This is a genomic window from Paenibacillus woosongensis, from assembly GCF_030122845.1.
Taxonomy (GTDB): domain Bacteria; phylum Bacillota; class Bacilli; order Paenibacillales; family Paenibacillaceae; genus Fontibacillus; species Fontibacillus woosongensis_A.
This window is the reverse complement of record NZ_CP126084.1, coordinates 4,260,808-4,287,214: the sequence shown is the minus strand read 5'-3', so window position 1 is coordinate 4,287,214 and position 26,407 is coordinate 4,260,808. Positions and strand designations below refer to the sequence as shown.

Genomic DNA, 26,407 nt, shown 5'->3' with positions numbered 1-26,407 from the left:
AGGAAGGCTCTGAACTACTTCTGCTATAAGAGCGGTTGGCTGGATGAGTTACAGAAATAGACCGTCACCCTATCAAGGACGGTCTATTTCTTTGCGTTTTGGCTAATAAGCGCTACAACGATGGTAACGACCAGCGTCAATAGCGCAAAGATGAGCCTTACTTCGCTTTAAACGGGTTTGACCGGGTAGCCGAACTGGCTGGAGATCGCTCTCGCTGCTGCCAACAACTCCGCGAGAACTTGCTTTTCGTTCTCTTTGATTCGGGACAGCGAGCCGATGATGCTGATCGTGCCAACCGTTTGTCCGGCGGCATCCTTTACGGGTGCGGCGATGCTGTAGGCCCCCGCCTCAATTTCCTCGTCCTCTATGCTGTACCCCTGCTCCCGGATTTGCTGCAGGTTATTCAGGAGCTTCTTTTTATCGGTTATTGTCTTCTCGGTCAGTCTGGTTAATTTGTAATTTTGCAAAAAGCTTTGCAGCTCGAGCTCCGGCATATGGGCTAAGAATATTTTACCCGAAGCGGAGGCGTGCATCGGCAGCTTGCTGCCTGCCCGCGAGCTAATGATGAAATAGTTATTCGGTGATTCCACCTTGTCTACGCAGAAAATCTGACCATGTTGATAGACGTAAAGATGGGAAGTCTCGTGAAATTTCTTGGTCAGTTCGGTAAGATACGGATGGCCAATCTCTTTGAGATCGAGGCTCTGCGACACCAAATTGGCCTTTAATAGAAACTCGAGGCCGAGCCGGTATTTGCCGTTGTTCGGATTTTTATCGATATAGGAGTATGCACATAACGTATTGATAAGACCGTACACGGTACTTATGTTCAAATTCAGCTTCTCGCTGATTTCGGTGAGCGACAGCTGGGTATGCAGCGAATCGAAGCAATTCACAATATCAAGCGCCCGTTTCACGGATTGAATCAGGCGGGGATTTTTCTCGTTCAACACTATAACCTCCAACGATATAAACCAGTAATTTTTTCCTCTAATCACTATGTTCGGGGCTTTATCCGACAATGTCAATAGGACTTTGATATAATTGCAATTACACTCTCGCAGCGGAAAATACCTAATAGAAAAATCCTTGGATATACACTTGACCGGTCAATTGTTCCGGTTCATATTATAGACATTAACATCAAACACCTGAAAAATGAAGGAAAGGAAAATGTTGATGGATGTGTCCGGTTTTTTTCGAGTCGAGGCTACCCCAGATTTCGCGGTGTATTCCCCATCGCATTGGGTAGTCTTAGGGCTGCTCCTATTGCTGATTGTCGCGCTGTTTGCGTGCAGGGGCCGAATTCGTTCCAGCGTGCTGGCGGTGAAAGTCATACGCTACGGGTTGCTTGGCGTGCTGGTATTGACCGAGATTGCCCTGAACCTGTGGTATGTGCTCGCAGGACAATGGGATATTAAGGATACCCTGCCGCTTGAGCTGTGCAGCGTGTCGCTGCTGCTGTCGATCGTGATGCTGCTGACCGGAAGCCGGCTGCTGTATCAGATTTTGTTCTTCGCCGGCATTGGCGGGGCGCTGCAAGCCTGGCTAACGCCTAGCCTCGATTTCGGTTATCCACATTTTCGTTTTTTTCATTTTTTTATTGCGCACGGAGCGATCATTCTTGCTTCTCTCTATATGACATGGATCGAGCAATACAGGCCAACGTGGAGGTCCATCGGCTGGGCTATGCTGTTTCTCAATGTACTGGCATTGGCGGTCGGTACCCTCAATGTTGCGATTGACGCGAATTACATGTTCCTGCGCAGCAAGCCGAGCACGCCATCCATTCTAGACCTGTTCGGGCCTTACCCTTATTACCTGCTAGCGGAGGAGATCATTGCCCTCACGATGTTTATAGTGATGTATGCGTTGTTCTTCTGGATTCCAGAATGGCTTAGAAGAGTAACTGGGCAGCCTAAGGACAGGGGAGAGGCCATGTCTGATTAATCAGAATATGTGGCAGGGACAGCAAGAGGCTTGTATGAACTATAGACAATCAACCAAAGAAGGAGGCTGAAGTCATGCGCGAAGGAAATGAATCCACAGAGCTGAAGGAAATTGCGGATCATTTGGATTTCGGGTTAAGCATCGTGTTCATCGGCTTCAATCCCAGCATCCGTTCCGGTCAGGTTGGCCACCATTACGCCAATCCGCGCAACAACTTCTGGCGCATTCTGCATAGCTCCGGTCTAACGCCAAGGCTGTATCAGGCCTCAGAGGACGGCGAACTGTTAAAGATCGGATACGGTTTCACGAACATAGTGGCCCGTCCGACGAGAGGAGCGGAGGATATTACCCGGGAAGAATATGCGGAGGGCCGGAAAATATTGCGGGCGAAGCTGGAGAAATACCGTCCGAACGTGGCGTGCTTCGTCGGCAAGGGAGTCTATACAGAATACAGCTGTAAATCCCAAGTGGAGTGGGGATTTCAGGAGAATCCCGTCGTGGAAGGAATTCATGAATTCGTTGCCCCTTCCTCCAGCGGCCTGGTACGAATGCCGATGTCTGAAATCGTGGATATATATAAGAAGCTGAATGCGTTTGTTACCGGTATTTCAACCCCCGAATAACAAGAAAACTTCTACTATGGAAATTTATGACAGACTATCATTTCCCTCGACTCTTTCAGGGTGATATGTTATGATATAACCTTGATAACGTATTAACGAACTAAAGCGTTTCGGTTGTACGGAATAGATGGGGAGGGTCAACATGAAGAGAAATAGATGGGTTATACTAGGGGTAATTATATCGATATTGATGGTTACGTTAGCAGGGTGTGCCGGTACCAGCAGCAGTAGCAGCGGAGCCAAAGGTGAGAGCAAGCTGGTTATCGGAGTAGACGATAAATTCGCGCCGATGGGATTCCGGGACGAGAAGAACGAACTGGTCGGCTTTGACATTGATTTTGCGAAGGCTGTTGGCGAAGAAATGGGCATGGAAGTCACCTTCCAGCCCATTGACTGGAAAGCGAAGGAATCCGAGCTGAACAGCGGGCGGATCGATCTGATCTGGAACGGCTATACGATCACCGAGGAGCGCAAAGGCAAAGTCCTGTTCACGAAGCCTTATTTGGAGAACAGCCAGATCATTATCACGCTAGCAGATTCTGATATTCATTCCATCAAGGATTTGGCTGGAAAGAATGTAGGTCTGCAATCTTTGTCCTCGGCGGCGGACGCGCTGAATGCCAATCCGATCCACTCCGAAGTGAAGAGTGTTACCGAGTTCGCGGATAACGTGCTGGCTCTTACGGATTTGAAGACAAAGCGCCTTGATGCGGTAATCATTGACGAAGTTGTGGCCAGATACTACATGTCCAAGGATGAGGGAACTTTTAGACTGGTTGAGGAGACCCTTGCTCCAGAACAATATGGCATAGGCGTCAAGAAAGGCAACGAAGCCTTGCTGGAGAAGCTGCAGCAAGCGATCGATACGCTGAACGCCAACGGCAAAGCCGCTGAAATTTCGACGAAATGGTTTGGCGAAGACAAGGTTTTGAAATAACGTTGGATTGAGAAAAGTCATCATACGATAACCGGATCGCTAGTTATCCGGTTTTTGTTTTTGGGGAGACGAATGATATGAGTATAAGTTACCTATGGGACATCACGATACCGATGCTGCAGGGGGCCAAAACGACGATTTTGCTGTTTTTGCTGGTTATCCTGCTCTCGATTCCGCTGGGCTTCCTTGTTACGTTAATGATGAACAGCCGTGTGAAGCCGGTTAGCTGGCTGGCTCACGGTTATGTTTACGTCATGCGTGGAACGCCGCTCTTGCTGCAGCTGTTGTTCTTCTGCTTCGGTCTGCCGATGCTCCCGGTTATTGGCGAATATCTCGTGCTGGACCGTTTTGCGGCGGCTGGGCTTGCTTTTATTCTCAACTACGCCGCTTATTTCGCGGAGATTTTCCGCGGAGGCCTGCTTGCTGTGGATAAAGGGCAATACGAAGCCGCCCAGGTGCTGGGATTGAGCCGCTGGCAGACATTAACGCGGATTATTATGCCGCAAATGTTCCGGGTGGCACTGCCTGCGGTATCCAATGAATCGATTACGCTCGTCAAGGATACAGCCTTGCTCTATGCGGTATCCGTTCCCGAATTGCTACACTTCGCCTATACGGCGGTGAACCGCGATTTCACCATCGTTCCGTTCATCGTTGCGGGGGTTGTTTACTTGCTCATGATTTTATTGCTTACCGTGTTGTTCAAGAACCTTGAGCGAAAGTTCAAATTCGAGTAAAAGGACTGTCTAGCTATGGCAATCATTGAAATTAACAATTTGAAAAAAGTGTTCGGCCAGCTTGAGGTGCTCAAAAACATCTCCTTCAGCGTGAATCCAAGCGAAGTCGTAGCCGTCATCGGCCCCTCCGGCTCAGGAAAGTCGACGATGCTGCGCAGCCTGGTTCATTTGGAAGAGGCGAACGGCGGCAGTATCCGGATCGGTGATCAATATCTCGTTCGCGACGGGGCATATTCCAATGCCCAGCAGATCAAGGCGATTACCTCACGTATGGGCATGGTGTTCCAGCATTTCAACCTGTTTCCGCATTTGACAGTGAAGGGAAATCTGGAGCTGTCGCCGAAGCTGGTTAAGGGAATGTCGGCAGCAGAAGTATCCCGGATGAGCCTGGAGCTGCTCGACAAGGTCGGCTTGGCCGATAAGGCGGACGTCTACCCGTCCAGTCTCTCTGGAGGCCAGAAGCAGCGGGTAGCCATCGCCCGCGCTCTGATGATGAACCCGGAGATCCTGCTGTTCGACGAGCCGACTTCGGCCCTTGACCCCGAGCTGACGGGGGAAGTGCTGCAGGTTATGAAGCGTTTGGCCGGAGAGCAGATCACGATGATCGTCGTGACGCATGAAATGGGCTTTGCCCGGGAGGTGGCCGACCGCGTCCTGTTCATGGCCGACGGCGAAATCATCGAGTCCGGCACGCCGGAGCAAATTTTCGGAAATCCGCAGCATGAGCGGACGCAGGCGTTCCTGAACCGGGTACTAGCTTGATTTAATCGACGAAATTGTATTAGAGGGCTGTTCCTAAGTCATGGTTGCATGACCTGGGAACAGCCCTCTTTGTGTACGCGTACAGTAAAGGCAAAGCCTATAAATCAATTTGACTTATTCCTGCAAAGCTGCTGGTAAAGCTGAAGGCAGGCATTCTATATTTATATCTACACTAAGAGCATACACTAAGGTGTGTTTACTAAGCTGGGTACACTAAATGGAGTTCATGTATCTAATTATGCTTTTAAACGAATATGTTCAATAAATAGATGGATTTTAGGCACCTAAAATCAAGAATCTGGGCCATGATTGAGAGTTTCCTTCTCCTAACGACATGAAATCCATTTAAATCTACATTTTCTTCTTTATCGCAGAAAATAACTACTATAAATCCATCTATATAAACTGTTCCTGCGACCACCGTAGCTCTCAGATGTTTGGATGATAAAGGTTCATAAAAGAGGCGTGAATCCGCTCATAAGGCGACCAGAAGCTCATGCGTCCGAAGCAGCCTTCTATTAGAAAGTTTCCCGTTTCTTCGAAATTATGAATCTTCTTTGCTGCGTGGTTCGCTTTATAATATTTTCCCCCGAGTTTACATTACATTTCCCTCAAATTGATGCAGGAAAATATTATTGCACGTACTGGCTCGCCTTAGACCTCCAGCTTGCTTCGATAATCCTTCGGAGTCAAGCCTTCCTGCTTCTTAAACACTTTGCTGAAATACTTAACATCGCGAAAGCCGACCATCTCGGCAACCTGCACAATTTTCAAATGGGGGTTGTGCATGAGCTGCTTCGCTTTAGCGATCCGGTAAGTGGCCAGATAGTCGGAGAAATTAATGCCGAACTCCTGTTTGAACTTGCGTGAAATATACTCCCGGCTGACAAAAAAAGCGCTGGCAATGTCAAGCAGGGACAAGTCGTCCATGTAATGCTGCTCGACGTATTTGACGATGTCGTCGATCGTCCGCTTATCTTTGGCTTGCCGTTCGTTGATTGCCCGGGCCAGCTCGGTCATTAGGCCATAAGACCAGTCCCGCCAGGCGTACAGCGTAAAAGCATAACTGCCCGGGAAGGGAGGCTGATTCTGCCGGTCGCTCTGCTCCAGCGCAGCCAGGGCATTCCCGGCGGCATCGCCCAATGTCTCCCGCAGAAGCTGGGCGCGAAACTGGATGGCGGCGGATGTCCAGTGCTGAAGCTGCTCTGGCGTAACGACTCCGATTCGGCCAAGCTCACCGGTCCATTTCTGGGCGGCGGCGGAAATTTGCCCGTCGTTTCCGCTTAGGACAGCCATCTTCCATTCCTCTCTAACCGAGCTGAAGGTGAACTGGCCGTGCCTTTCCGCCGGGTCCTCGCTTCCTGCTCCTAGCGAATGCACATAGGCATCGCTCCGCAGCAGGTTCCGCCTGGCCAGCGCCGATTTAGCTTCAGCATATTGCGCCGGAAGGCTGTCCGGGAGCAGGCCGGCCGGGCCGATCCCAAAATGCATTCTCCGCTGCAAAGTATGGAGCAATCCTTCGTTGATGCGGGAAATCAGCTTCTGGATGTCGCCAGCTGGCTCCCAGGTCAGAATAATGATTTCCCAAGGAGCCCCCCAATATTTAAAGGCGATACCGGTGCGCTCCTTGGCCAGGAACTCATTGCAAATATTAATGATGGCAAAATGCATCAATTCGCTGTCATTGCCGAACCGCTGGATGAGCAGCGCGTCGCTGGCATCCAGCTGCAGCAGCGCTAGCTGCACGGTATCGGCCTCCATCGGAACGGCGCCCTCATTGCGCAGACGGCGAATGGAAGCCTCCGCGGCGTTTTGGTCATCAATGAGAGAGGAGAGCAGTTTCTCCCCGTAAACCGGTTTGAATTCATTCAACTGGATATTTTGCCGCTGCATATCGATCCGTTCCCGTTCCTCTTCGCGCCATTCCGTCACCGCCTTATGAACCGCGGCATTGATGGCTTCCGCGTCAATCGGTTTAAGGATATAGTCGATTCCGCCGTGGCGGACGGTGTTGCGGACGAAATCGAAATCATTATGCCCGCTGACGACGATGAATTTAATGCTGCCGGCAAATTCGCTGATCCATTCCATCAGCTCCATGCCGTGACCGGAGGCCATCATCATATCCATGATAACGAGTCCGGGCTTGGACTCGCGGATGAGCTCCATCGCTTCGTTGCCGCTCCCCGCTTCCATAATTTCATCGATGCCGTGGGCATCCCAATCCACGAGAAGACGGACAGCTTTACGGACTCTGGCTTCATCGTCAACAATTAGTGCTCTCATCTTTTATCACGCTCCGCTTCTGTTCTGATCAGGAATAATCAGGGTAATTTGTACACCGACCGGATCAAGATTGCTGATCGTCAGGGCGGCGCTGTCTCGATTGACAAGCTGCAGCCGGGCCAGAACGTTGGCTAGACCAATTGAAGGGCGGCTTGCCTCATCGCCCTCATCCACGGGATGATGGATTCTGTCGGCCGATAAATCGCTCAGCTTCTGCTGCAGCTGCTGCAGTCTGCCTTCCGGAATTTGCGCTCCATTGTTCCGAACGACGATCTCGACCTGACCTTCGCCCAGCCTCCTTGCGGCCAGCGTCAGTTCCCCGTCCGAAGCCGTACGGTCTAGACCGTGTTTAAAATAGTTCTCGATAACCGGCTGCAGAATCATTTTCGGCATGGGAAGATCAAGCAGCGAATCATCCACATCATATTGGAACTGAAAGCGGCTTTCAAAACGTTCCTTCTGCAGTTCGATATAGGCTTTGACATGTTCCAGCTCCTCCCGCAGGGTTACGTTTTTATCCTCGAAATGCATGCTGTAGTGCATCATCTTCGCAAGGGCCGACAGCAGCGCATAGATTCGCGGCATCTTCAGTTCCAGCGCCAGCGTGCCGATAATTTGCAGCGTATTGTTCAGGAAATGAGGGTTAATCTGCGCCTGCATTGCCCGCAATTGATTCGTTTTGTTGGCCAGCTCCAGCTTGTATTCGCGCAAAATCAGGTTGTTGAGCGTGTCCATCATACTGCGGAAACGTAGCATGACGGCGCCGATCTCATCATTGCTGGCCGGCTGAATATCCACATTCAAGTTACCGGATTGGATCTGGTTCATATATTTGCCGAGCTGCTTGATCGGAGCGGTGATACGCACCGAGATGATGATGGTCGCCGCGGCAATGACTATTAATGAAACAGCGAGCAGCAGCAGGTTGATCCCTGCGGCATGATTCGCTTCCCGGACCAAATAAGACACGGGGATCTGTTTTACGATCGTCCAGTTCATGCCTTTTCCCGCCATCCGGTTGTAGATGAACAAGCTGCCGTCCTGCTCGAAATTTCCGCTCGTTCGGCCCGAGGCGGAGATCACCTCCGAATACCAGCTCTCCTGCAGCGGCTCGCCGAGCATGCTCTGCTCATCGGTATAGATTAAATCCCCATTTTCGTCAACGATGAAAATTTTCTCTCGTTCCTTGTTATACAGTTGGTCGACGATGTCGGTCAACGCCGTCAAGCTGACGTCGATAGATAAATATCCGATCACCTCGCTTGAGGGTACATTTTCGATTCTTCGATGAAGCGTAAATACCGGCCGCGAAGGGTAGCGCGGCTGCAAAGCCTTAAGTCCGTAAGTATGGCTCATATGGCTTGTTTGCACCCATACGGTAGGACGGTCTTCGGTCAGCACATCGGTATAAACGTCGGTGTTGTAATTGCGCTGCGGGGTGTTGAGCGTCACCAGCGTTGCTTTGCGGTTACCGTTCTCGTACAAATACACCTGGAAAATATCCGGTACGGACGTCGCGATATTGGATAACACGGCGTAAACGCGGGAATCGCTCTGCACATCCTCGTACCCGGCCTTGAGCTGATTGGAGATGGAGAATACATTGGAAGAGCTGCGGTTCAAATCCTCCACCAAATTAACGATATGCCTTCCGCCTTGGTACAGCAGCTTCGTATCTTCTTCAGCGACCCTTGTTCTGAGTGAATGGGCCGTATAGGAATAAGTAACAAACATCGTGGTCACGATCGGTATGACGGTAGCCAGGAGTAGAAAAATGATCAGTTTAGCGCGTATGCTGTTCCACTTCAATATTTTTTCCCCCGATCAATAAATTGCACCTGAGTGTTCACCTCTGTCGGTGTTTATCGTAGCCAATTCAAGTCATAATGACAATACACTAGTTTTTCGGTATAAAGAAAGGGGGCTGCGCCATGAGTAAGAGAAGATTGTCGGGATGGGGGCTGCAGTTGTTTTTTGTAGGACCGGTCCTGCTGTTCTTCACAGTCATCATGGTTATTCCGTTCTTCCTCGGCATGTATTACTCGCTGACAGACTGGAATGGCGTGGCGGGAACAGTCAATTGGGTAGGCTTGGCCAATTTCAAAACGATATTTACGAATGATCCTGATTTCTGGTCATCGTTCTGGTTTACTACCAGATTCACCTTGGTCGGTATCGTCTTAACGAACGTTGTCGGATTTTTCCTCGCTTATTTTTTGACAAAGGCGTTGAAGCTGCGCAATATTTTGCGAACGATATTTTTCATGCCTAACGTCATCGGCGGTTTGCTGCTCGGATTTATTTGGCAGTTTATTTTTATCAAAGGCTTTAGCACAATGTATGACGTTACGGGCTGGTCGTTCTTCGGCCTTCCGTGGCTGGGAGATTCCGTTACCGGCTTCTGGGGCATTACGATTGTGTTCATATGGCAAACCGCGGGTTACCTCATGGTCGTCTACATTTCCTCGCTGACGAATGTGCCGACCGAGATTATGGAGGCCGCGGAAATCGATGGGGCCAATCGCTGGCAGATGCTGCGCAGCATCATTGTTCCGCTCATCATGCCTGCCGTTACGATTTGTTTGTTCCTGGCGATTTCCTGGGCGTTTAAAATGTTCGACCTTAACCTCTCGCTGACCAAAGGCGGACCATTTAAATCCACCGAATCGGTCGCCATGAACGTTTATGCGGAAGCCTTCCAGAATAACCGGTACGGTCTGGGTACGGCGAAGGCCATGCTGTTCTTCGTGATCGTCGCGATTATTACGATCGTTCAGGTGGCGCTGACGAAGAAGAAGGAGGTCGAGGCATAATGCAAAAAAGATATTCCGGTCGCCTGTTCGCAACGGAGATTATCATGGTTATCGTTGCTCTGCTCTTCTTGTCGCCGTTCTATTTCCTGCTCGTCAACTCCGTCAAGACGTTTGGCGAGATTATGTCGAACTCGGCCAGCTGGCCGACGGCGTTTCAATGGAGCAACTTTACGAAAGCATGGGAGCTGACGCGGTTTCCCCAAGCGTTTACGAATTCATTGGTCATCACCGTGATCAGCGTAGTCATTCTGGCTTTGTTAAGCGCCATGGGCGCTTATCGCATGGTTCGGGCCAACACCTTGTTCAATCGTCTGTTGTTCTTTCTGTTCATCGCCGCGATGGTTATCCCGTTCCAATCGATCATGATTCCGCTCATGAGAATCGTGAATGAATTGGGCGTCAATAATAGCAAGCTGGGTCTGATCATCACTTATCTCGGGCTGGGAGCTCCGATGTCGCTATTCCTGTTCCATGGGTTCGTCAAATCGATTCCCCTGGAAATCGAGGAAGCTGCAACGGTAGATGGCTGTACTTCTATAGGCGTATTTTTTCGAATGGTATTGCCGATGCTGCGGCCAATGATTATGACGGTCGTTGTCCTGAACTGCTTGTGGATCTGGAACGACTATCTCCTTCCGTCGCTGATCCTGCAGCGGCCGCATATGCGGACGATCCCGCTGGCTACCTTCTCCTTCTTCGGGGAGTATACCAAGCAATGGGACATCGCGCTGCCGGCGCTCGTGCTGGGAATTACGCCGATTATCGCTTTCTTCTTAATGCTTCAGCGCTACATCGTTGAGGGAATTGCAGCGGGATCCGTCAAAGGTTAGACGGCTCCCCTGTTCCAAATACTTATTAAGTCTAGATCAAGGGGGAACATGGCAATGAAGATGAAAAAATACGTTGTCTTACTATCCGCGCTTATGATTTTGTCCGTCATTCTGTCGGCTTGTGGCGGAAGCAGCAACAGTCCTGCTAACAATGGCAGTGCCAGCAGCAGCGGAGGCAGCGGCAAGCAGGAGCAAAAAACGGTTACCATTTTCCAATTTAAAACGGAAATCGTAGAAGGACTCAATGAGCTGAAGGTAGAATTTGAAAAAGAGTATCCAAACATCAAACTGGACATCCAGACAGTTGGCGGCGGCGCTGACTATGATGCGGCCCTGAAGACGAAATTCGCTTCCGGCGACGCTCCGGATATTTTCTCCAACAACGGTTATTCGAAACTGGATATGTGGCAGGACAAGGTTGAGGATTTGTCTGACCAGCCATGGGTACAGGATCTGGTTCCGCTAGCTGCCGAGCCGATTACGAAGGATGGCAAAGTTTACGGCATGCCGCTGGCTCTCGAAGGTTTTGGCTATATCTATAACAAAGATTTGTTCCAGCAAGTCGGGATTACTGTTCCGCCAAGAACGTATACCGAGCTTGAGGATGCAGCTAAGAAATTGAAAGCGGCGGGCATTACGCCGTTTGCTAACGCTTATCAGGAATGGTGGCTCGTCGGCAGCCAAGGCATCAGCGTGGCTTTCGCGAACCAAGACGATATCGATGGCTTCATTAATGGACTTAACCAAGGCACAGCTTCTATCGTAGGCAATGAGAAGTTCGAGAATTGGGCACGCCTGATGCAGCTTACGGTAGACTACGGCAACAAGAACCCGCTGACTACAGACTATAATACACAAGTGACCATGTTCGCCAATGGCGAAGCAGCGATGATGCAAGAAGGCAACTGGGCGCAAACGATGATCGACGGAATTACTCCGAACATGAACATTGGCGTTCTGCCGATGCCGGTGAGCGATAACGCGGAGCAAACGGGCAAAGTAACGATCGGGGTGCCTGTGAACCTGGTAGTTAACAAGGATTCCGATGCCAAAGAAGAAGCGAAAGTTTTCTTGAACTGGCTCGTGACCTCTGACATCGGTAAAGAATATATCGTGAAGAAGTTCAAATTTATCCCGACGATGAAGAGTATCCAATCGACGCCAGAGGATATGGGCGCGATCGCGGCAGATCTGTGGAACTATATCGAAGAAGATAAAATCATTCTGCACCAGGCCGGTAAATACCCGGATGGCGTAGCCCAAGAGTTCGGCAGCGTGATCCAGCAATTCATCGCCGGAAAGAGCGACATCAAGACCTGGACGGAGAACATGCAGGCGGCTTGGGATAAATTGAAATAATACGAGCCTGATGAGCTAGTATACAGGCAGATGATAGGAAAGTGAAATAGGCTGCTTCTGAGACTTGTCGATAAGGATGAGCGAAGGAGCAGCCTATTTGCTTAGGCCGCGCTCAAATCAAGACCAACTCACGATCAATTTACGATCAATTCAGGGTCAAAGGAGTCATTGCCATGAATAAGTATGCGAATCACGTGCAAGTGGGCGTCGTTTATTATCCGGAGCATTGGGATCGGTCTCTGTGGGAGCAGGATGTGCAGCTCATGAAGGTGACGGGCGTGCGGGTCGTCCGGCTGGCAGAGTTCGCCTGGAGCCGGATGGAGAGCGGCTCGGGGGTCTACCAATTCGAATGGCTTGATCAGGCGATTGATCTGTTCCATAAATACGATATCCGCGTTGTTCTTTGTACGCCGACCAATACGCCGCCCCGCTGGCTGACCGAACTGAGGCCGGATGTCCTGCCAAGAAATGCGGACGGGAGCATGACTTATCCGGGCGTCCGGGGCCACCGCTGCTATAACAGCAAATCGCTTCGAGTCTATGGCTCGCGGATCATTGAAGAGATGACACAGCGTTATGGCCGTCATCCGGCGGTTATTGGCTGGCAGACGGATAACGAGTACTGGGTGATCGATTGCCATTGCGATGCCTGCAATGATAAATTCCGGGAATGGGTCAAGCGGAAATACGGCACGCTCGAAGCGGTTAACCGCGAATGGGGTACGGTCGTCTGGAGCGGAGAATACAGCGACTGGTCGCAGGTTAGCGTGCCATACGGAGGCTCCAGGCACCAGAACCCGTCCTATCTGCTGGACTTTGCCCGGTTTCAGTGGGATTCGATAGAGGAATTCCAGCGGAGTCAGACGGATATTATTCGCAGGAACTGCCCAGGCCATTTCGTGACTCACAATTTTCATACGTATCCGCAGAGGCTGAATCTGTATCAGACCGGCACCGATCTGGACTTCGCTTCCTTCGATTATTATCCGAACACCGCGCCGGACAAGCAGTCGACCGGGCCGTACAGCGGAGCGCTGGCTCTGGATGTCACCCGCGGGATCAAGCGGCGGAATTTCTGGATCATGGAGCAGCTGAGCGGTTCGCCGGGCTGCTGGTTTCCGACATGGCGGGCGCCGTATCCGGGATTTATCCGGGCATTCTCCTGGCAGGCGATTGCCAAAGGCGCCGACACGGTCGTGCATTTCCGGTGGCGCACGGCGGCCATGGGGGCAGAGCAGTTCTGGCACGGTCTCATCGATCCCAGCAATGTTCCCGGGCGGAGGTTCTCCGAGTTTGCCGAGCTTTGCGGAGAGGTCAACGCCTTATCCGGCAAGCTGCAGGGCACCGCTCCACAGCATGAAGCGGCAATCCTGTTGTCTCATGAGCAGCTTGAAGCGCTCCGCATCCAGCCTCAGGCCGAAGGCATGGATTATTATGAGAACGTGAAGGATTATCACCGGGCACTGACGAAGCTGGGGATCGGCTGCGATGTCATCGAATGGACCCAGCCTTTGGACGGCTATAAAATCGTGATTGCCCCTAGCTTCTATCTGCTGAGCGAGAAGTCAGCGGCTGCGCTGGAGCGTTTTGCCGCCGCAGGTGGAACAGTGATCATTACAAGCCGCTCGGGTGTTAAGCATATGAACAATCAAGCGGTCATACTGCCGCTGCCCGGATTGCTCGCGAACTGCACAGGAGTCCGAGTGGAGGAGTACGATCCGATCGGGCTGGATATGCACCGGGTTATTAATAGCGAAGGGCGCGCTTTCTCCTGCTCGCAGTGGTGCGATATTCTAAGTCTGCATGGCGCGGAAGCGATCGCCTGGTATGACGAGGATTTCTATAGCGGCGTGCCGGCTGCAACGGTGAATTCCTTCGGCGGGGGGCGCGTGTATTATCTGGGTACGCATTTAGAAGAAGCTTATTTGCTGGAACTGTTCGAAAAGGAAGCAAAGGCGCATGGCATGCTGATGTTCCCAGGTTTGCCGGAGGGTGTGCAAATCGCGATGCGCAGCGGGAAATCCGCAGCTTATCTGTTCGTGCTGAACCTGAGCCGTCAGCCGCATCAAGTGACATTGCCGGCGTCATATCACAGCGTCCTCTACGGCAAGAAACGACAGAAAACGCTAAGTATGGAGCCTTACGGCATCGATATTTTGGAACTGCCGCATTAGCTGAAGAGAATCATACCTGAATCTTGATTTATTCGCCTTTACGGCGGCTTGGGGTTTATCTAGTATAAGTTACAGACTGATCGATATATGATCGAAGAAGCAGCAATATATTTTAAATACAAAATTTAAATCTATTAACTTGGCAGGGGGAATTCACGGTGACCATCATACAATTTCCGGAAAACTTCGTCTGGGGCGTATCCACCTCGGCTTATCAAATTGAAGGCTCCTTGGATAAGGACGGGCGCGGCCCGAGCATCTGGGACGTCATGGCGGCAACGCCAGGCAAAATCTATCAAGGCGATGACGCAAGTATCGCCTGCGACAGCTATAACCGCTACGAGGAAGACATCCAGCTTATGAAAGAGCTTGGCGTTAAGGCCTATCGTTTCTCAGTATCGTGGCCGCGTATTTATCCCAATGGCTTCGGCGAGGTGAACCGCCAGGGCATCGAGCATTACAAGCGCATGGTGAACAAGCTGCTCGAGAACGGAATCGAGCCGTTCTGCACGCTGTACCACTGGGAGCTGCCGCAGGCGCTGCAGGAGAAGGGCGGCTGGGAGAACCGGGAAACGATCGACGCCTTCGTCATGTTCGCCGAAACGATGTTCCGCGAGTTCGACGGCCTCATCAAGCATTGGATGACCTTTAATGAGCCTTGGTGCACCGCAATTAACGGTCATTTGCTCGGCAGACATGCGCCATGCATTATGAATTGGCAGTCCGCGATCCAAGTCGGGCACCACTTGCTGGTCGCGCATGGCAAGACGGTAGCGAAGTTCCGCGAGCTCGGGACAGCGGGCGAGATCGGTTATGCGCCGGATATTTACTGGTATGAGCCATTCTCCCGCAAACAGGAGGATATCGACGCAGCTTACCGGGCATTTTCCATTTACACCTGGTTTGTAACTCCAGTATTTACAGGCAAATACCCGGAGGAAATGGCCGCTTGGATCAAGACCAAGGGCGCGGAGCCCGTCATAGAGCCGGGGGACATGGAAATCATTTCGCAAAAAATAGATTTCCTCGGCCTGAACTTCTACGGCGGCAATATTGTGCGCCATAAGGAAGGCAACAACTACCTGGACCTGGAGCATGTCGATCTCGGCTACGATAAATCAGATAAGGGCTGGTTCATTTTCCCGGAAGGCCTGTATCTAACCTTGAGCTGGCTGACCGAGCAGTTCGGGCCGATCCCGATTTACATTACCGAGAATGGCGCCTGCTATAATGACGAAGTAGTGAATGGGAAAGTCAACGACATCCGCCGTATCAAATTCCTGGAGAGCCATATTGCCGAGCTGGGCCGTGCGATCGAATCCGGCGTGAATTTGAAAGGGTATCTCACCTGGTCGCTGATGGACAATTTCGAATGGGCGTTCGGATATTCCTGCCGCTTCGGCTTAATCCATGTCGATTACAGAACACAGGTGCGCACACCGAAAGAGAGCTATTACTGGTACCAGAAGCTGATCCGCAAAAACTGGCTTGAGCTGGAGAGCCGTTAAATTAGACGAAAAATTCATAAAATCTCTGAGCAAGCCCGCCCTTGGTATGAAGGGGCGGGCTGTTTGTCTGATTTATTTTAAAATGAATTGGTTTATAATAGTTTGAAGATTTTACAATCGAGGTCACATCATGAGGAGATGGTTGTGGCTCCTGCTGGCTCTGTTCATCGTGACGCTGGCAGGCTGCGGGGGAAGCAAGAAGTATACGATGGAGCACGTAGATGTGCTGGCGAAGATTATGCCGGACGGCGATCTGTTCGTCCAAGAGCTGTTCACCTACCGGTTCGAGGGCAGCTGGAACGGCATGACGCGGTATGTTGATCCCAAAGGGCATGAGGGGATCGAGTTTTTTGAAGCATATATTCCGTCTGAGGGACAGCATTTCAAAGACTTTTACATATGACGATTAGCAGCGGCTTGCTGTAGATTTCAATAAAGATAACGATACTTACTTTATACATGCGCCTTCCGCGGATGAGACGAAGCGGGTCTATTACCGTTACCGGATCAAGGGGGCTGCTGTCCGCTATACGGATACAGGCGAATTGGCGCGGAGCTTCTTCAAGAACAACAATGATGACATCCATAACGTGACGATCGATCTGCAGCTTGGAAAGCCGCTTGATGAGGAGCGCACTTCCTACATGACCGGTTGGGCCGCCAGGTTTCGTTGATTTCTGGTGGAAAAGGCGAGGTATCTTATCTTCGTACTCTAATGCGCTGCTTGATCAGTATGGGATGGCGCGCTTAAGAGTGCTGTTTCCGGCAGAGTGGATCAGCGAACAGGCGGCACGCTCGGGGACGCTTCCGCTCGACACGGCTATTGCCGAGGAACGGGAGCGGGAACTGCGGTTAGCCAAACGGACGGAGCATTTGGCCATCGCTGACGCTGTGCTGAAGCTGCTAGCATATGGAGCCCTTCTACTGCTGGGGCTGCAAATTTTACCTTTCCGAAGGGTTGCGGGATGGCTGCTGCGAAGCAGAATAGCTCCCGGTAAGCTGGAGGAGATCGATCCGCTGCTGGCGGTATATATTTACCGTAAAGGGCGGCTGCTGGAAGACAAGAAGGCGCCTGACATCCTGCCGGAGTTCGTCTTCACGGAAGGCGCTCGGCCTTAAACGAAACGGAGAGGTTTTTCCTGGATAAGTTCTTCTATGGCAAAAAGCTGGAGACCGAGCGGTTTACCGGCCCTACGCGGAAGGAGAAGAAGGATGCCAACGAGTTGAAGCGGTATCGGCGCCTGTCCGAACGCCTTCACGCCGATTTTAACCAATGGCGGGTGCTGCTGGATCACAGGGAGGATTATCATGCGTATGTTTACCCGAATCGGTTCCAGCGGACCATGAAGCCGGCTATGATCCTTATTCATTTCCTGACGATCCTTGCCCTGTTTGTCATCGATGTCTCGAAGTCCTCAAGTATCATCTGGGCGGTTCTGATTCTTGGAACGCTGGCCGGATTTGCGCTTGCCTATCCGAAGAAGAGATGGCTTTCTGGATTGTATTACTTCGGCTGCTTCGCAGCGGCGGGATTTCTGCACGACAGCTCTGCCACAGGCACGTATGCCGTGCTGATCGTCATTACATTTATACTCTCGCTCACTCTGCGCCCCTATCCTTTGACGCTGGAGGGCTGGAAGCTTCACGCTGGTTTTCTTTCTTGGCGCAGGCGGCTAAAACGGGGAAAGTGGTATTCGAAAGAGGCTCATCGCTACGATACGGAATCCGGTCTCAGACTCGCTGAATTCGCGCTCGTGCTGGATGCGGGGCCACAGCTCCTAAAGGCGATGAAGCGCCGCTCCGGCGGCGAAGCATTGCAATCTGTCACGGCGCGGATCAGCCAGTCTGCGGTGGAGGGCCTGGTCTATTCCCAGAAGGGATGGCCTATATGCCTCCGGATTCTTCCTCCGGGAGCAGCAGCTTCTCCGGCGATGGAGGCGGCGGAGGAAGGGACGGCGGGGGGAACCGGAGCTTTTTAGGAAAGCGATGGCGACATAAGAAAGACCTGTTTATTTAAGGCGGTTATCTCGTCAGCTAGCATATGTGCTATGCGCTGCCAGTGGAAGATGACCGGCCGCAGCCCCGTCCTCAGCCAAGCCGGCAATCGCGAGCTGGTACGCGATTTGCAGAACGAGGGCGGAATCGTGAAAAGCTTCTTGCTTAGGCCCTTCCGTTCGACAGCGTCTTCATTAATAAGAGGAGTAATTGAGTAACTGCGGGGCTTAGGAGTTTGGAAGCTCTGGTGCTCTATAGCTGAGTAATTAAGGGCAAGTAGCATGGTGCAGTCGTGGTATCGTGTATCTGAATGCTGAAAAGCCGGGTAACCCTGTTGCCGTGAGGTTTGATGTACCGAAGGCTGAGTAATTGCGCGACGCTCAGGGGCTTAGGAGCTGCTAACGGACATGAGATCAGCTATTGTGGTGATACTCCTTTTTTACATCTGCTAACGGACAGAGAAGCCTTTATTGGGAGTCAATCATCTCATTTTCGCTCCATGTTAGCGATATAGAGAACCCTATGTCCGTTAATTTCGATTTTGCAGGTATTTTCGCCGAATAGCGGAACCTCGGTCCGTTCATAATGCCAAGACAGGGCCATGAAAAAGGGGCTGTCCAGAAAGTCATTGAAAACAGACTGCTGGGCGCCCCATTTCTGTTGATAAGGTTGTTTATACGTAATCTGACAGCAGCACCTTAGCGATGTCCGGATAACCAGCTACTTGATGATGCGGCTGATGATCCGATTCCGGCTGAACGCTGCGGTGGTTGAACCACAGCACCTTCCAGCCCGCATCGAGCGCGCCGACAACGTCGTTGCGCCAGGAGTCGCCGATATAGCAGCAATGCTCGGGAGCCAGGCCGAGCTGATCGGTCACGTGCCGGAAGAGGCGCACGTCCGGTTTAGTGAAACCAACGGCTCCCGAGACATAAATCAGTTCCTCCGGGATTAGCCTTGTCAGGTTCAAGGCTCTGACCTTGTTCATTTGATGATCGGGCGGACCGTTCGTTATAACGCCGACCACGAAGTTTCTGGCCTTCAGCTCCAGGATCAGCTCTTCCACCCCGTCGAACAGCCTGATTGCATATTGCAGGCTGAGGTACTCGTCCTGGACAGCCTGCGCTTGCTCCGGTGTAAGCGAAAGGCCGAATTCAGACAAGGAGAGCCGGAAGCGCTGCCGCCGCATTTGGTGCAGCTCCTCGCCATGCGTTGGCGTTCCTCCAAGCTCTGCGGACAGAGCGTCGCTGAAGTAACGCATCCGGTGGTAGGCTTGTTCGTACGGAAAATCCTCCGGCGTCGACAGAATGTTAATCAGCGCAGCGCGAAAAGGAATGAGATGATCGTACAACGTGTCGTCGAGATCGAAGAATACAGCCCGCTGCCGCGAAATAGATATCATGAAAGCAGTTCTCTCCCTTGTAGTTGATCATTCGTATTAGTTACTATTATACCTCCTACCAGAAGAGAACTGGGATTAAAATCTTCTGCTGGCTCCGCCCCCGCCGGAGGAACCTCCGCCACCGCCGCGGAATCCCCCGCCTCCGCCGCCGCGGAACCCTCCGCCCCGGCCAAGGATGGACAGAAGGAGCATGGTGAATGTTCCGCGGAAGAACACGATGTCGATGATAATGAACGCCACGATGAGAATGACCCATAACGGGGACAGGCCGCCGCCCTCCGCAGAAGCGGCTGAGTCCAGCAGGGCTACTTCCTGAGGGTTCAGTTCCTGGTCTACGCCGTATTCCTTGGCGACTTCGTTATACAGGACTTTGTACGTTTCGACGATGCCTTGTCCGGGCTGCTGATTTTCGATATATGGAATCGTGACCTGGTCGAGAATCCGCCCGGTTTTGCCATCGGGCAGCGCGCCCTCCAGGCCATAGCCGACCTCGATACGGACCTGTCGGTTGCCAGGCTGGTTGTCGCCTAAGGAGACGAGCAGCAGGACGCCGTTATTCAGCTTAACATCGCCAAGCTGATAAGTTCGCAGCGCCTGGAGCGCATACTCCTCGATGGGCTCATCGCCCAAGGAAGGCACGGTCAGTACGGCGATTTGCGCCTTCGTGCGGTCTTCGAGCGCCCTGCCGAGAGAGAGGAGATATCGAGACTGCTCGGGCGTTAGAAGCTGCTCGAAATCCTGTACATAAATATCCCCTTGAGGTTTCGGAATCTTCGGAACAGCGGAGACGCTGGGGGAGGAGGCCGCAAATATGAATATAGTCAGGATGAGAAGCGGGAACAAGCTGCGGATGATTCGTTGCCGGCAGGCCGATGGGCTCATGCCCATTCCCCTTTTGGCTGCAACCTGAGATGCTGAGAGCCGGTTCCCGGCAGCGCAGGAATCTGCGAAGTCTCATCCGTGCCGAAATCGACCTCCGGATTCGTTCTGGATTCCGGTGTCGTCTCGAAGTACCGCTTCTCATCGAATCCCATCATCCGTGCGATAACAACACCGGGGAAACGCCGGATCAGTTTGTTATAGTCCGCGACCGCATTGTTGTAATCGGTGCGGGCGACGGCAATCCGATTCTCCGTTCCGGCCAGTTCGTCCATCAGTTGGGTGAATTGGGCATCGGCCTTCAGCGTTGGATAGTTCTCAACGATGACCAGCAGCCGGCTGAGCGCGCCCTGAAGCTGTTGATCGGCCGCGGCCAGCTCGTCGGGTGTGCGTGCTCCGCCCAGCGCGGCCCTCGCATCGGTAACCTCTTTAATGACTTCCTTCTCATGCTTGGCATAACCTTTGACGGTGTTCACAAGATTGGGAATAAGATCGTATCTCCGCTGCAATTGCACGTCGATTTTGCTCCATTGCTGGTTGACCGTTTCTTCAGAGGTCATGAACTTATTGTAATTTCCCGCGAACAAGGCAATGCCGATAATGACAACCGCCGCAATAATAATGATGGGAATCAGACAGCCCTTTCCCTTTAAATTCATTGGCTATATTCCTCCTGTTCATGTCGCTATTACTTATCTTTATACCCTTTGCTTTATTTCTAAAAACTAAACAGGGTTTTACAAATTCGCTCTAGACAACATCATGGATCAGACTCAGAGCTGGATTTGGCGCGCCAATTGCCATCGATAACCATGGCGGTTTACATGAAATGGGAGGAATATGGACGATGCGAGAGCATTCGGGAGGATGTTTACGAGCGCCAGGTGCCGGGTTCATGAGCGTTAGCGACATACCCTATCACCTAGGAGGATACGGACTCTCCGCGGTTTCACTTCGGGTCCTTACATTCTATAATTAGAGATGTTTTTCAAATAATATCGAGGAGTTGACTTGAACTTGGCTTATGATGAAGTGTTGGAGCGCCGTAATGAGCTGTTGAAGAGACAGGTAGGTGAGATGCTCGTCAAGGAGAACCAATATGGATTGAAAGATCAAGAGAGTCATTTCCTCCGGCGGATGATTAAAGAGCTGCATCAGACGGAATTCGAGCTAAGCGGCAAATCATTGTAATCATTGAATTGGATACGATTATGGGAAGTTATGACGACGGTAGAGGATATGCACCAGGTGCATATCCTCTATTGTTTTGAGCAGGGATCATTGAAAGGATGCTTGCAAGCGGAGGACGGAGGGGAGGGGCGATCCGTATCTTGGAAGCAGCCCGTGGAAAGACACTGGGCAAGCAACCTGTACCCTCGTATATGTTTCTTTGCCTTCCAGAAACCACCTATTGGGAAATTAAAACTAAGTGTATTTTATATAGCTAGTTGAGCTCTTTTATCAAAAAAACATGCGCTAAATGTAATACATGCAGTTAGTTTGCCTGAATGGAGCGAATTCCCGAAATAGCTTAAATCTAAATGTAGGTTTTGCAGTTAGTTCCCTCTAACAGGGTCAAAACCGATGAACTAACTGTGTGAAATACAACTAGTTACTTACAACTAGTAACCTTACCTGATTTCTGACCATCAGATACTTACCACCTGATCCTGACCATCTAGTCATAAATCCGTAGTTTATTGGAGAGAAACATTCCAGTTCAATGAAGGCACCGTAAGGGGTAAATACAGCAATCCAGCTGAAAATGTCCAAACTGACCCTAAAGCTGTATTTTTACGGTATGGCTCAGCAAGCAAAGTTTCCAGCAGGATGAGTATTGCGCTTCATGATGACGCTGGGTGCGCGCTGCTCCCTGAGTGCACGAAGCGGGCCCGGTCCGATTACATGGCCTCTGCAGTGCCGGTAATGCTACCTTCTGGATAGCTTAAGCACCATTTGATTCAGCACTTCGGACAATACGAGTCCGATGGCGATGGAGCCCGAGATCAGAAATGCCTTGGCGGCAAGCTGGACAGCCAGGTTATATTCGCTCACGACGAACTGTCGCATGGCATCGTAGGCCAGCCCCCCGGGAACAAGCGGTATGATTCCAGAGACGCTGAAGAGGATGACCGGCTTCTTGTACAGCCTGGCTAGCGTTTGGCTAATGCCCCCGACAATGAAGGTCGCCACGACAGTGGCGAAGACGGCATCAAGACGCGGGGACAGCAGGACATAGGCGATCCAGCCCATCATTCCGGCAAGCCCGCATTGCAGGAGCATCCTTTTCGGGGCATTAAACAGAATGCCAAAGGCAGCGGAAGCGATGAAGCTCGTTATAAGATGGAGACTGAGCGATATCCATTGCGGCGATACCATCCTATGATCAAACCTTCCTTCCGGTTAGAAAAATGTGACGACAACGGCAATTCCCACGCCGATGGCAAAGGCGGTCAGGAAAGCTTCGGCCCCTCTGGACAGGCCAGAGACCAAATGTCCGGCCATTAAATCGCGGACGGCGTTGGTGATCAGCAGCCCGGGTACGAGCGGCATGACGGAGCCAATCACAATCTTGTCCAGCACTTGCCCAAATCCAAGCTTAACGAACAAAACGGCCAATAACCCGATTACAAAAGACGCGGAGAACTCCGCAAAAAATTTGACCTTGACCAGTCGCTGCAGCGCAAGAAACATGGCAAAGCCGGCTCCGCCGCATAAGACGCCGGGCAGGATGTCGGCCATGCTTCCCTGGAACATATATGTAAAACAGCCGCTGGCGGCGGCTGCCGTGACGATCTGCAGCCAGATGGGGTACTGGTTTCCGCTTCGTTCAATATCCGTCAGACGGGCACGGGCATCGGCTGGCGTCATGTCTTTGCTTGCCAGCTTGCGCGATACGTCGTTGACCGCAGCGATTTTCGCTAAATCAGTCGTCCGTTCGACGATGCGAATCAGCTTGGCTGGCAGCGAGCTGCCTGGCTGGAACATGATTACCGTAGGGGTGACATAGCTGTGGGAGCCTCCCAGACTCATTGCCTCAGCCATACGGGTCATCGTATCCTCGACCCTGTACGTCTCCGCTCCGCTTTGCAGCATCATTTTGCCGGCCAGAAGACAAAGTTCCGCAGGGTCGATATGGCCTTGTCCGGCGGCGCCTGCAACCATATAGCCAGGTGTCTCTAAAGACTCCATCCCGAAAGAGCTCTCCGCTCTGCCAGCCGCTTTAAGATTTTCACGTCCATCCGCGTTATCCATGTGTATTCACCCCTGGTTCATACTGCGTCCATTATATCATGATTGCCTTGAGCGGGCGGTGATTCGTCTTACAGTGGCATTGCATCAGCACTTCCCACGCTATTATGGCCGAATCGTCACTCTCGTTCCTACAGGCACAAGCTTCGACAGGGCCAGCACGTCCTGATTATACATACGTATGCAGCCATGGGACACTTCGTGGCCAATCGAAGAAGGATCGTTAGTCCCATGAATGCCATAGTGGGGTTTGGACAATCCCATCCAGAACGCTCCGAACGGCCCGCCGGGATTAGGCTGTTTATTAATGATGACATAATCCCCGGTTGGAGTCTGGGTAAGCATTTTGCCGATTCCCACGGGAAAAGTTCTTACGACGGTATCTCCGTCAAGCAAGTGCAGCTGCCGTTCCGATAAATCTACGATGATCCGGTAATTGGGCATATATCATTCCTCCTGCTCGGATGTATGATGGATTCAACGAAACACAGAATATGTATATTCCGGCCCAGGTCCAAATGTCCGACGACCTGATCATATTCTACCCTACAGCTTATAATTATCCCCTTACGAACTGAAAACGCTGACACTACAATGGGATTATACAAATAAGGGAGGTCATGAAATGAAGAGAATTTTTAAATTTGCAGCATTAGTATCCATTCTAGCGATGGTACTGGCAGGCTGTGGAGCGAATAATGCAGCCAATAACGGGCAGGCTGCGCCGGAGAAAGTGAAGCTGACCATCTGGCATAACTGGACTGGTCAGGATGCCAAAGCCGTCACGATGAGACAACTGCTGGAGGATTTCAGAGCAGCTCATCCTGAGATCGAACTGGAGGACGAAGGGCTTCCGACAGACGGCTTGAAGACGCGGCTCAGAACAGTAGCGGCCGCGAATGAAATGCCTGACCTGTTCGTCATGTGGCCGGATGCGATGACGAAGGAATTCGTAAAGGGTGATTTGCTGCAGCCGATCAATGAATTCATCGACAGCAAGCCAGAGTGGAAGGACAATTTCATTCCAAACGCGCTTGACGGCTTTACAGTAGACGGCGGGATTTATGCCGTGCCGATGAACCTGGCGCCAACCTCATTCATTTACTACAACCAGGCTATTTTTGACGAGCATGGCGTGAAGGTTCCGACGACATGGGCTGAATTGGAAACGGCGATCCAGCAATTCAACGAGAAGGGCGTCATCCCGATTGCGCTGGGCAACAAAGCGAACTGGGTAGCACAGTCCACCATCTTCAGTGCAATTGCTGACCGTGTCACTGGGACAGAATGGTTCCTCAAGGCCGTTGAACAAGACGGCGCCAAGTTTACTGATCCTGAATTTATCGAAGCTCTGAAGGTACTGCAGAATCTCGGCAACATCGGCGCATTCCAGGAAGGGTTCAACAGTATCGATGAGACGCAAATGATGCAGCTGTATTCTCAAGGCAAATCGGCGATGTTCATTAACGGCGGCTGGGCGCTGGGCAACCTCGTCAACAATACGCCGAAGGAAGTGCTTGATCATACCCATATCACGATCCTGCCAGCAATCGAAGGCGGCAAAGGCGAGCCGAATTCGACATCGGGCGTCGTAGGCACAGGCCTTGGCGTCAGCAAGAAATTGACTGGTGCTAAGAAAGACGCCGCACTGGAATTGTTCTACGCTTTGGGTGGCCCAGAGGGACAAAAAGCGACGCTGGACAGCAGCACGCTGGTCAGCTACAACATCGAGCTGGATACGAGCAAAGCTCATCCGCTGTTCGTAGAACTGCATGAGCTGATGAAGAACGTGAAGATTCACCCGGTATATGACTCCAAGCTGAGCTCCGCTGCGGTTGAAGTGATCAACAATGGACTGCAGGAGCTGCTGATGGGCGGCAACCCTGAGGATATCGCGAAGAAAATTCAAGATGCCCAAGCAGGCGCACTCGGCAAATAAACGAATAGACGATGTATCGGCCCTCCTATCCAAGGAGGGCTCATATTTACCCTTAAGGAAGTGATACTCGCAATGAATATAAGAAGTCACCGGAATTTTATCGTTTTTGCGCTTCTGCCCGCATTACTGATCTATGCCCTGTTTGTGTTCGTGCCCGTGATCTGGTCGGCGTACTACGGTTTTTTCAACTGGTCGGGGATCGGAGAGGCGAAGTTCATCGGGGTTAAGAACTATGTCGAAATTTTGCAAGACCCCGTCTTCTGGCGGTCGCTCAAAAACAATTTCATTTTCGTGCTCGCCGCTGTATTCGGTCAGGTGCCGATCGCTCTCGTGCTTGCAGTTCTGCTGCATAAGAGCAATATGATTCAGCGATTTTTACGCTCCGCTATTTTCCTGCCTATGGTGTTATCCACCGTTGTTATCGGGATGATCTGGCAGTACATCTACCACCCGCAAATCGGCATTCTTAATTTTTTGCTGGAATCGTTAGGGCTGGAGAGCTGGAAGCTGCAGTGGCTGTCGGACAATAAAATCGCGATTTATTCGCTCCTTCCGCCGTTGATTTGGAGCTTCGTGGGGCTGTATCTTATCATCTTCATTTCCGCATTGCAAAATATTCCGGGGGAAGTGCATGATGCTGCCAAGATTGACGGAGCCTCTGGTCTCAGAAAACTCGTCAGTATTTCCATTCCCATGATTTGGGGAACGATTCAGGTGGCGATTATTCTGTGCATCTCCGGCAGCTTGAAGTCGTTCGACCTCGTATATATCATGACCAAAGGCGGCCCAGCCCACGCGACAGAGCTGCTGGCTACCTACATGTACAACTCTACCTTTACCTCCTATCGTTACGGATTCGGGAGTGCCATATCGACGACAATCGTCGTGATAAGTCTGCTGCTCATCGGCACGAGCCAGTGGCTGACCAGCAGAAGAGGCAAAAAATAAGGAGGGGGAGAGA

The 26,407-nt window shown here is 51.5% G+C and carries 27 protein-coding genes; 18 read left to right on the top strand and 9 right to left on the bottom strand.

What is annotated here, in order from left to right; all coding sequences use genetic code 11:
• Positions 1 to 167: 167 nt before the first annotated feature.
• Complete coding sequence (locus QNH46_RS19620; RefSeq protein ID WP_283925711.1) at positions 168 to 953, bottom strand: IclR family transcriptional regulator; 786 nt, start codon at positions 951 to 953, stop codon at positions 168 to 170.
• Between the two features lie 226 nt (positions 954 to 1,179).
• On the opposite strand from QNH46_RS19620, the gene QNH46_RS19615 reads away from it, so the two are divergent.
• From QNH46_RS19615 to QNH46_RS19595, 5 genes are all read left to right on the top strand, one after another.
• Positions 1,180 to 1,950, top strand: a complete 771-nt coding sequence (locus QNH46_RS19615; RefSeq protein ID WP_283925710.1) for a YwaF family protein — start codon at positions 1,180 to 1,182, stop codon at positions 1,948 to 1,950.
• Between the two features lie 74 nt (positions 1,951 to 2,024).
• Complete coding sequence (locus QNH46_RS19610; RefSeq protein ID WP_283925709.1) at positions 2,025 to 2,573, top strand: mismatch-specific DNA-glycosylase; 549 nt, start codon at positions 2,025 to 2,027, stop codon at positions 2,571 to 2,573.
• Between the two features lie 142 nt (positions 2,574 to 2,715).
• Positions 2,716 to 3,510 (top strand): amino acid ABC transporter substrate-binding protein, encoded by a 795-nt coding sequence (locus QNH46_RS19605; RefSeq protein ID WP_283925708.1) that lies wholly within the window; start codon positions 2,716 to 2,718, stop codon positions 3,508 to 3,510.
• 77 nt (positions 3,511 to 3,587) lie between these two features.
• A complete protein-coding gene (locus QNH46_RS19600; protein ID WP_283925707.1) occupies positions 3,588 to 4,247 on the top strand; it encodes an amino acid ABC transporter permease in 660 nt (219 codons plus the stop codon).
• A gap of 15 nt (positions 4,248 to 4,262) precedes the next feature.
• Complete coding sequence (locus QNH46_RS19595; protein ID WP_283925706.1) at positions 4,263 to 5,009, top strand: amino acid ABC transporter ATP-binding protein; 747 nt, start codon at positions 4,263 to 4,265, stop codon at positions 5,007 to 5,009.
• Positions 5,010 to 5,663: 654 nt separating this feature from the next.
• On the opposite strand, the gene QNH46_RS19590 is transcribed toward QNH46_RS19595, so the two are convergent.
• Together QNH46_RS19590 and QNH46_RS19585 are read right to left on the bottom strand one after the other, a co-directional pair.
• The gene (locus QNH46_RS19590; RefSeq protein WP_283925705.1) at positions 5,664 to 7,295 is read right to left on the bottom strand and encodes a response regulator transcription factor; all 1,632 of its coding nucleotides are present in this window, start codon (positions 7,293 to 7,295) and stop codon (positions 5,664 to 5,666) included.
• A gap of 6 nt (positions 7,296 to 7,301) precedes the next feature.
• A complete protein-coding gene (locus tag QNH46_RS19585; protein WP_283925704.1) occupies positions 7,302 to 9,104 on the bottom strand; it encodes a sensor histidine kinase in 1,803 nt (600 codons plus the stop codon).
• A gap of 122 nt (positions 9,105 to 9,226) precedes the next feature.
• Between QNH46_RS19585 and QNH46_RS19580 the strand changes: the two genes are divergently transcribed.
• From QNH46_RS19580 to QNH46_RS19535, 10 genes are all read left to right on the top strand, one after another.
• Complete coding sequence (locus QNH46_RS19580) at positions 9,227 to 10,108, top strand: carbohydrate ABC transporter permease (protein ID WP_283925703.1); 882 nt, start codon at positions 9,227 to 9,229, stop codon at positions 10,106 to 10,108.
• Complete coding sequence (locus tag QNH46_RS19575) at positions 10,108 to 10,938, top strand: carbohydrate ABC transporter permease (RefSeq protein WP_213593295.1); 831 nt, start codon at positions 10,108 to 10,110, stop codon at positions 10,936 to 10,938. Before QNH46_RS19580 ends, QNH46_RS19575 begins: the two co-directional genes overlap by 1 nt.
• A gap of 60 nt (positions 10,939 to 10,998) precedes the next feature.
• Positions 10,999 to 12,297, top strand: coding sequence for an ABC transporter substrate-binding protein (locus tag QNH46_RS19570; protein ID WP_430691951.1), 1,299 nt, complete (start codon positions 10,999 to 11,001; stop codon positions 12,295 to 12,297).
• A 173-nt stretch (positions 12,298 to 12,470) separates the two neighbouring features.
• Positions 12,471 to 14,471 (top strand): beta-galactosidase, encoded by a 2,001-nt coding sequence (locus QNH46_RS19565; protein ID WP_283925701.1) that lies wholly within the window; start codon positions 12,471 to 12,473, stop codon positions 14,469 to 14,471.
• A gap of 158 nt (positions 14,472 to 14,629) precedes the next feature.
• Positions 14,630 to 15,979, top strand: a complete 1,350-nt coding sequence (locus QNH46_RS19560; protein WP_283925700.1) for a GH1 family beta-glucosidase — start codon at positions 14,630 to 14,632, stop codon at positions 15,977 to 15,979.
• Positions 15,980 to 16,109: 130 nt separating this feature from the next.
• Complete coding sequence (locus QNH46_RS19555) at positions 16,110 to 16,382, top strand: DUF2207 domain-containing protein (RefSeq protein WP_283925699.1); 273 nt, start codon at positions 16,110 to 16,112, stop codon at positions 16,380 to 16,382.
• Between the two features lie 52 nt (positions 16,383 to 16,434).
• Positions 16,435 to 16,653 (top strand): DUF2207 domain-containing protein, encoded by a 219-nt coding sequence (locus QNH46_RS24455; RefSeq protein WP_430691950.1) that lies wholly within the window; start codon positions 16,435 to 16,437, stop codon positions 16,651 to 16,653.
• Positions 16,654 to 16,717: 64 nt separating this feature from the next.
• Positions 16,718 to 17,098, top strand: coding sequence for a hypothetical protein (locus tag QNH46_RS19545; protein ID WP_283925697.1), 381 nt, complete (start codon positions 16,718 to 16,720; stop codon positions 17,096 to 17,098).
• Between the two features lie 104 nt (positions 17,099 to 17,202).
• On the top strand, positions 17,203 to 17,958 hold the full coding sequence (locus QNH46_RS19540) for a hypothetical protein (protein ID WP_283925696.1): 756 nt from the start codon (positions 17,203 to 17,205) through the stop codon (positions 17,956 to 17,958).
• Positions 17,959 to 18,027: 69 nt separating this feature from the next.
• Positions 18,028 to 18,192 carry a hypothetical protein gene (locus QNH46_RS19535; RefSeq protein ID WP_283925695.1) on the top strand — a complete coding sequence of 55 codons (165 nt, stop codon included), beginning with the start codon at positions 18,028 to 18,030 and terminating at the stop codon, positions 18,190 to 18,192.
• 455 nt (positions 18,193 to 18,647) lie between these two features.
• Here QNH46_RS19535 and QNH46_RS19530 read toward each other — a convergent pair whose 3' ends face one another.
• The 3 genes from QNH46_RS19530 to QNH46_RS19520 all read right to left on the bottom strand — a co-directional run bounded on the left by QNH46_RS19530 (position 18,648) and on the right by QNH46_RS19520 (position 20,914).
• Positions 18,648 to 19,376, bottom strand: coding sequence for an HAD family hydrolase (locus QNH46_RS19530; protein WP_283925694.1), 729 nt, complete (start codon positions 19,374 to 19,376; stop codon positions 18,648 to 18,650).
• A 75-nt stretch (positions 19,377 to 19,451) separates the two neighbouring features.
• On the bottom strand, positions 19,452 to 20,258 hold the full coding sequence (locus QNH46_RS19525) for a TPM domain-containing protein (protein ID WP_283925693.1): 807 nt from the start codon (positions 20,256 to 20,258) through the stop codon (positions 19,452 to 19,454).
• Positions 20,255 to 20,914, bottom strand: coding sequence for a LemA family protein (locus QNH46_RS19520; RefSeq protein ID WP_283925692.1), 660 nt, complete (start codon positions 20,912 to 20,914; stop codon positions 20,255 to 20,257). Before QNH46_RS19520 ends, QNH46_RS19525 begins: the two co-directional genes overlap by 4 nt.
• Before the next feature lie 358 nt (positions 20,915 to 21,272).
• Between QNH46_RS19520 and QNH46_RS19515 the strand changes: the two genes are divergently transcribed.
• Positions 21,273 to 21,446 (top strand): hypothetical protein, encoded by a 174-nt coding sequence (locus QNH46_RS19515; RefSeq protein WP_196427170.1) that lies wholly within the window; start codon positions 21,273 to 21,275, stop codon positions 21,444 to 21,446.
• A 738-nt stretch (positions 21,447 to 22,184) separates the two neighbouring features.
• Here the strand turns inward: QNH46_RS19515 and QNH46_RS19510 are convergent.
• The 3 genes from QNH46_RS19510 to QNH46_RS19500 form a co-directional block, all read right to left on the bottom strand.
• Positions 22,185 to 22,634 carry a threonine/serine exporter family protein gene (locus QNH46_RS19510; RefSeq protein ID WP_283925691.1) on the bottom strand — a complete coding sequence of 150 codons (450 nt, stop codon included), beginning with the start codon at positions 22,632 to 22,634 and terminating at the stop codon, positions 22,185 to 22,187.
• A 24-nt stretch (positions 22,635 to 22,658) separates the two neighbouring features.
• Positions 22,659 to 23,420, bottom strand: a complete 762-nt coding sequence (locus QNH46_RS19505) for a threonine/serine exporter family protein (RefSeq protein ID WP_283928506.1) — start codon at positions 23,418 to 23,420, stop codon at positions 22,659 to 22,661.
• A gap of 192 nt (positions 23,421 to 23,612) precedes the next feature.
• A complete protein-coding gene (locus tag QNH46_RS19500; RefSeq protein WP_283925690.1) occupies positions 23,613 to 23,951 on the bottom strand; it encodes a L,D-transpeptidase in 339 nt (112 codons plus the stop codon).
• 181 nt (positions 23,952 to 24,132) lie between these two features.
• On the opposite strand from QNH46_RS19500, the gene QNH46_RS19495 reads away from it, so the two are divergent.
• Complete coding sequence (locus tag QNH46_RS19495) at positions 24,133 to 25,446, top strand: extracellular solute-binding protein (RefSeq protein WP_283925689.1); 1,314 nt, start codon at positions 24,133 to 24,135, stop codon at positions 25,444 to 25,446.
• Positions 25,447 to 25,518: 72 nt separating this feature from the next.
• The gene (locus tag QNH46_RS19490) at positions 25,519 to 26,394 is read left to right on the top strand and encodes a carbohydrate ABC transporter permease (protein ID WP_283925688.1); all 876 of its coding nucleotides are present in this window, start codon (positions 25,519 to 25,521) and stop codon (positions 26,392 to 26,394) included.
• Positions 26,395 to 26,407 lie beyond the last annotated feature (13 nt).

Coding starts and splice junctions, on each gene's coding strand:
- QNH46_RS19590 (WP_283925705.1), bottom strand. CDS start 7,295: ATGAGAGCACTAATTGTTGACGATGAAGCCAGAGTCCGTAAAGCTGTC.
- QNH46_RS19535 (WP_283925695.1), top strand. CDS start 18,028: ATGCGCTGCCAGTGGAAGATGACCGGCCGCAGCCCCGTCCTCAGCCAA.
- QNH46_RS19555 (WP_283925699.1), top strand. CDS start 16,110: ATGAGGAGATGGTTGTGGCTCCTGCTGGCTCTGTTCATCGTGACGCTG.
- QNH46_RS19595 (WP_283925706.1), top strand. CDS start 4,263: ATGGCAATCATTGAAATTAACAATTTGAAAAAAGTGTTCGGCCAGCTT.
- QNH46_RS19495 (WP_283925689.1), top strand. CDS start 24,133: ATGAAGAGAATTTTTAAATTTGCAGCATTAGTATCCATTCTAGCGATG.
- QNH46_RS19605 (WP_283925708.1), top strand. CDS start 2,716: ATGAAGAGAAATAGATGGGTTATACTAGGGGTAATTATATCGATATTG.
- QNH46_RS19615 (WP_283925710.1), top strand. CDS start 1,180: ATGGATGTGTCCGGTTTTTTTCGAGTCGAGGCTACCCCAGATTTCGCG.
- QNH46_RS19570 (WP_430691951.1), top strand. CDS start 10,999: ATGAAAAAATACGTTGTCTTACTATCCGCGCTTATGATTTTGTCCGTC.
- QNH46_RS19500 (WP_283925690.1), bottom strand. CDS start 23,951: ATGCCCAATTACCGGATCATCGTAGATTTATCGGAACGGCAGCTGCAC.
- QNH46_RS19545 (WP_283925697.1), top strand. CDS start 16,718: ATGGCGCGCTTAAGAGTGCTGTTTCCGGCAGAGTGGATCAGCGAACAG.
- QNH46_RS19510 (WP_283925691.1), bottom strand. CDS start 22,634: ATGGTATCGCCGCAATGGATATCGCTCAGTCTCCATCTTATAACGAGC.
- QNH46_RS19575 (WP_213593295.1), top strand. CDS start 10,108: ATGCAAAAAAGATATTCCGGTCGCCTGTTCGCAACGGAGATTATCATG.
- QNH46_RS19530 (WP_283925694.1), bottom strand. CDS start 19,376: ATGATATCTATTTCGCGGCAGCGGGCTGTATTCTTCGATCTCGACGAC.
- QNH46_RS19490 (WP_283925688.1), top strand. CDS start 25,519: ATGAATATAAGAAGTCACCGGAATTTTATCGTTTTTGCGCTTCTGCCC.
- QNH46_RS19580 (WP_283925703.1), top strand. CDS start 9,227: ATGAGTAAGAGAAGATTGTCGGGATGGGGGCTGCAGTTGTTTTTTGTA.
- QNH46_RS19525 (WP_283925693.1), bottom strand. CDS start 20,258: ATGAGCCCATCGGCCTGCCGGCAACGAATCATCCGCAGCTTGTTCCCG.
- QNH46_RS19565 (WP_283925701.1), top strand. CDS start 12,471: ATGAATAAGTATGCGAATCACGTGCAAGTGGGCGTCGTTTATTATCCG.
- QNH46_RS19505 (WP_283928506.1), bottom strand. CDS start 23,420: ATGGTTGCAGGCGCCGCCGGACAAGGCCATATCGACCCTGCGGAACTT.
- QNH46_RS19520 (WP_283925692.1), bottom strand. CDS start 20,914: ATGAATTTAAAGGGAAAGGGCTGTCTGATTCCCATCATTATTATTGCG.
- QNH46_RS19600 (WP_283925707.1), top strand. CDS start 3,588: ATGAGTATAAGTTACCTATGGGACATCACGATACCGATGCTGCAGGGG.
- QNH46_RS19610 (WP_283925709.1), top strand. CDS start 2,025: ATGCGCGAAGGAAATGAATCCACAGAGCTGAAGGAAATTGCGGATCAT.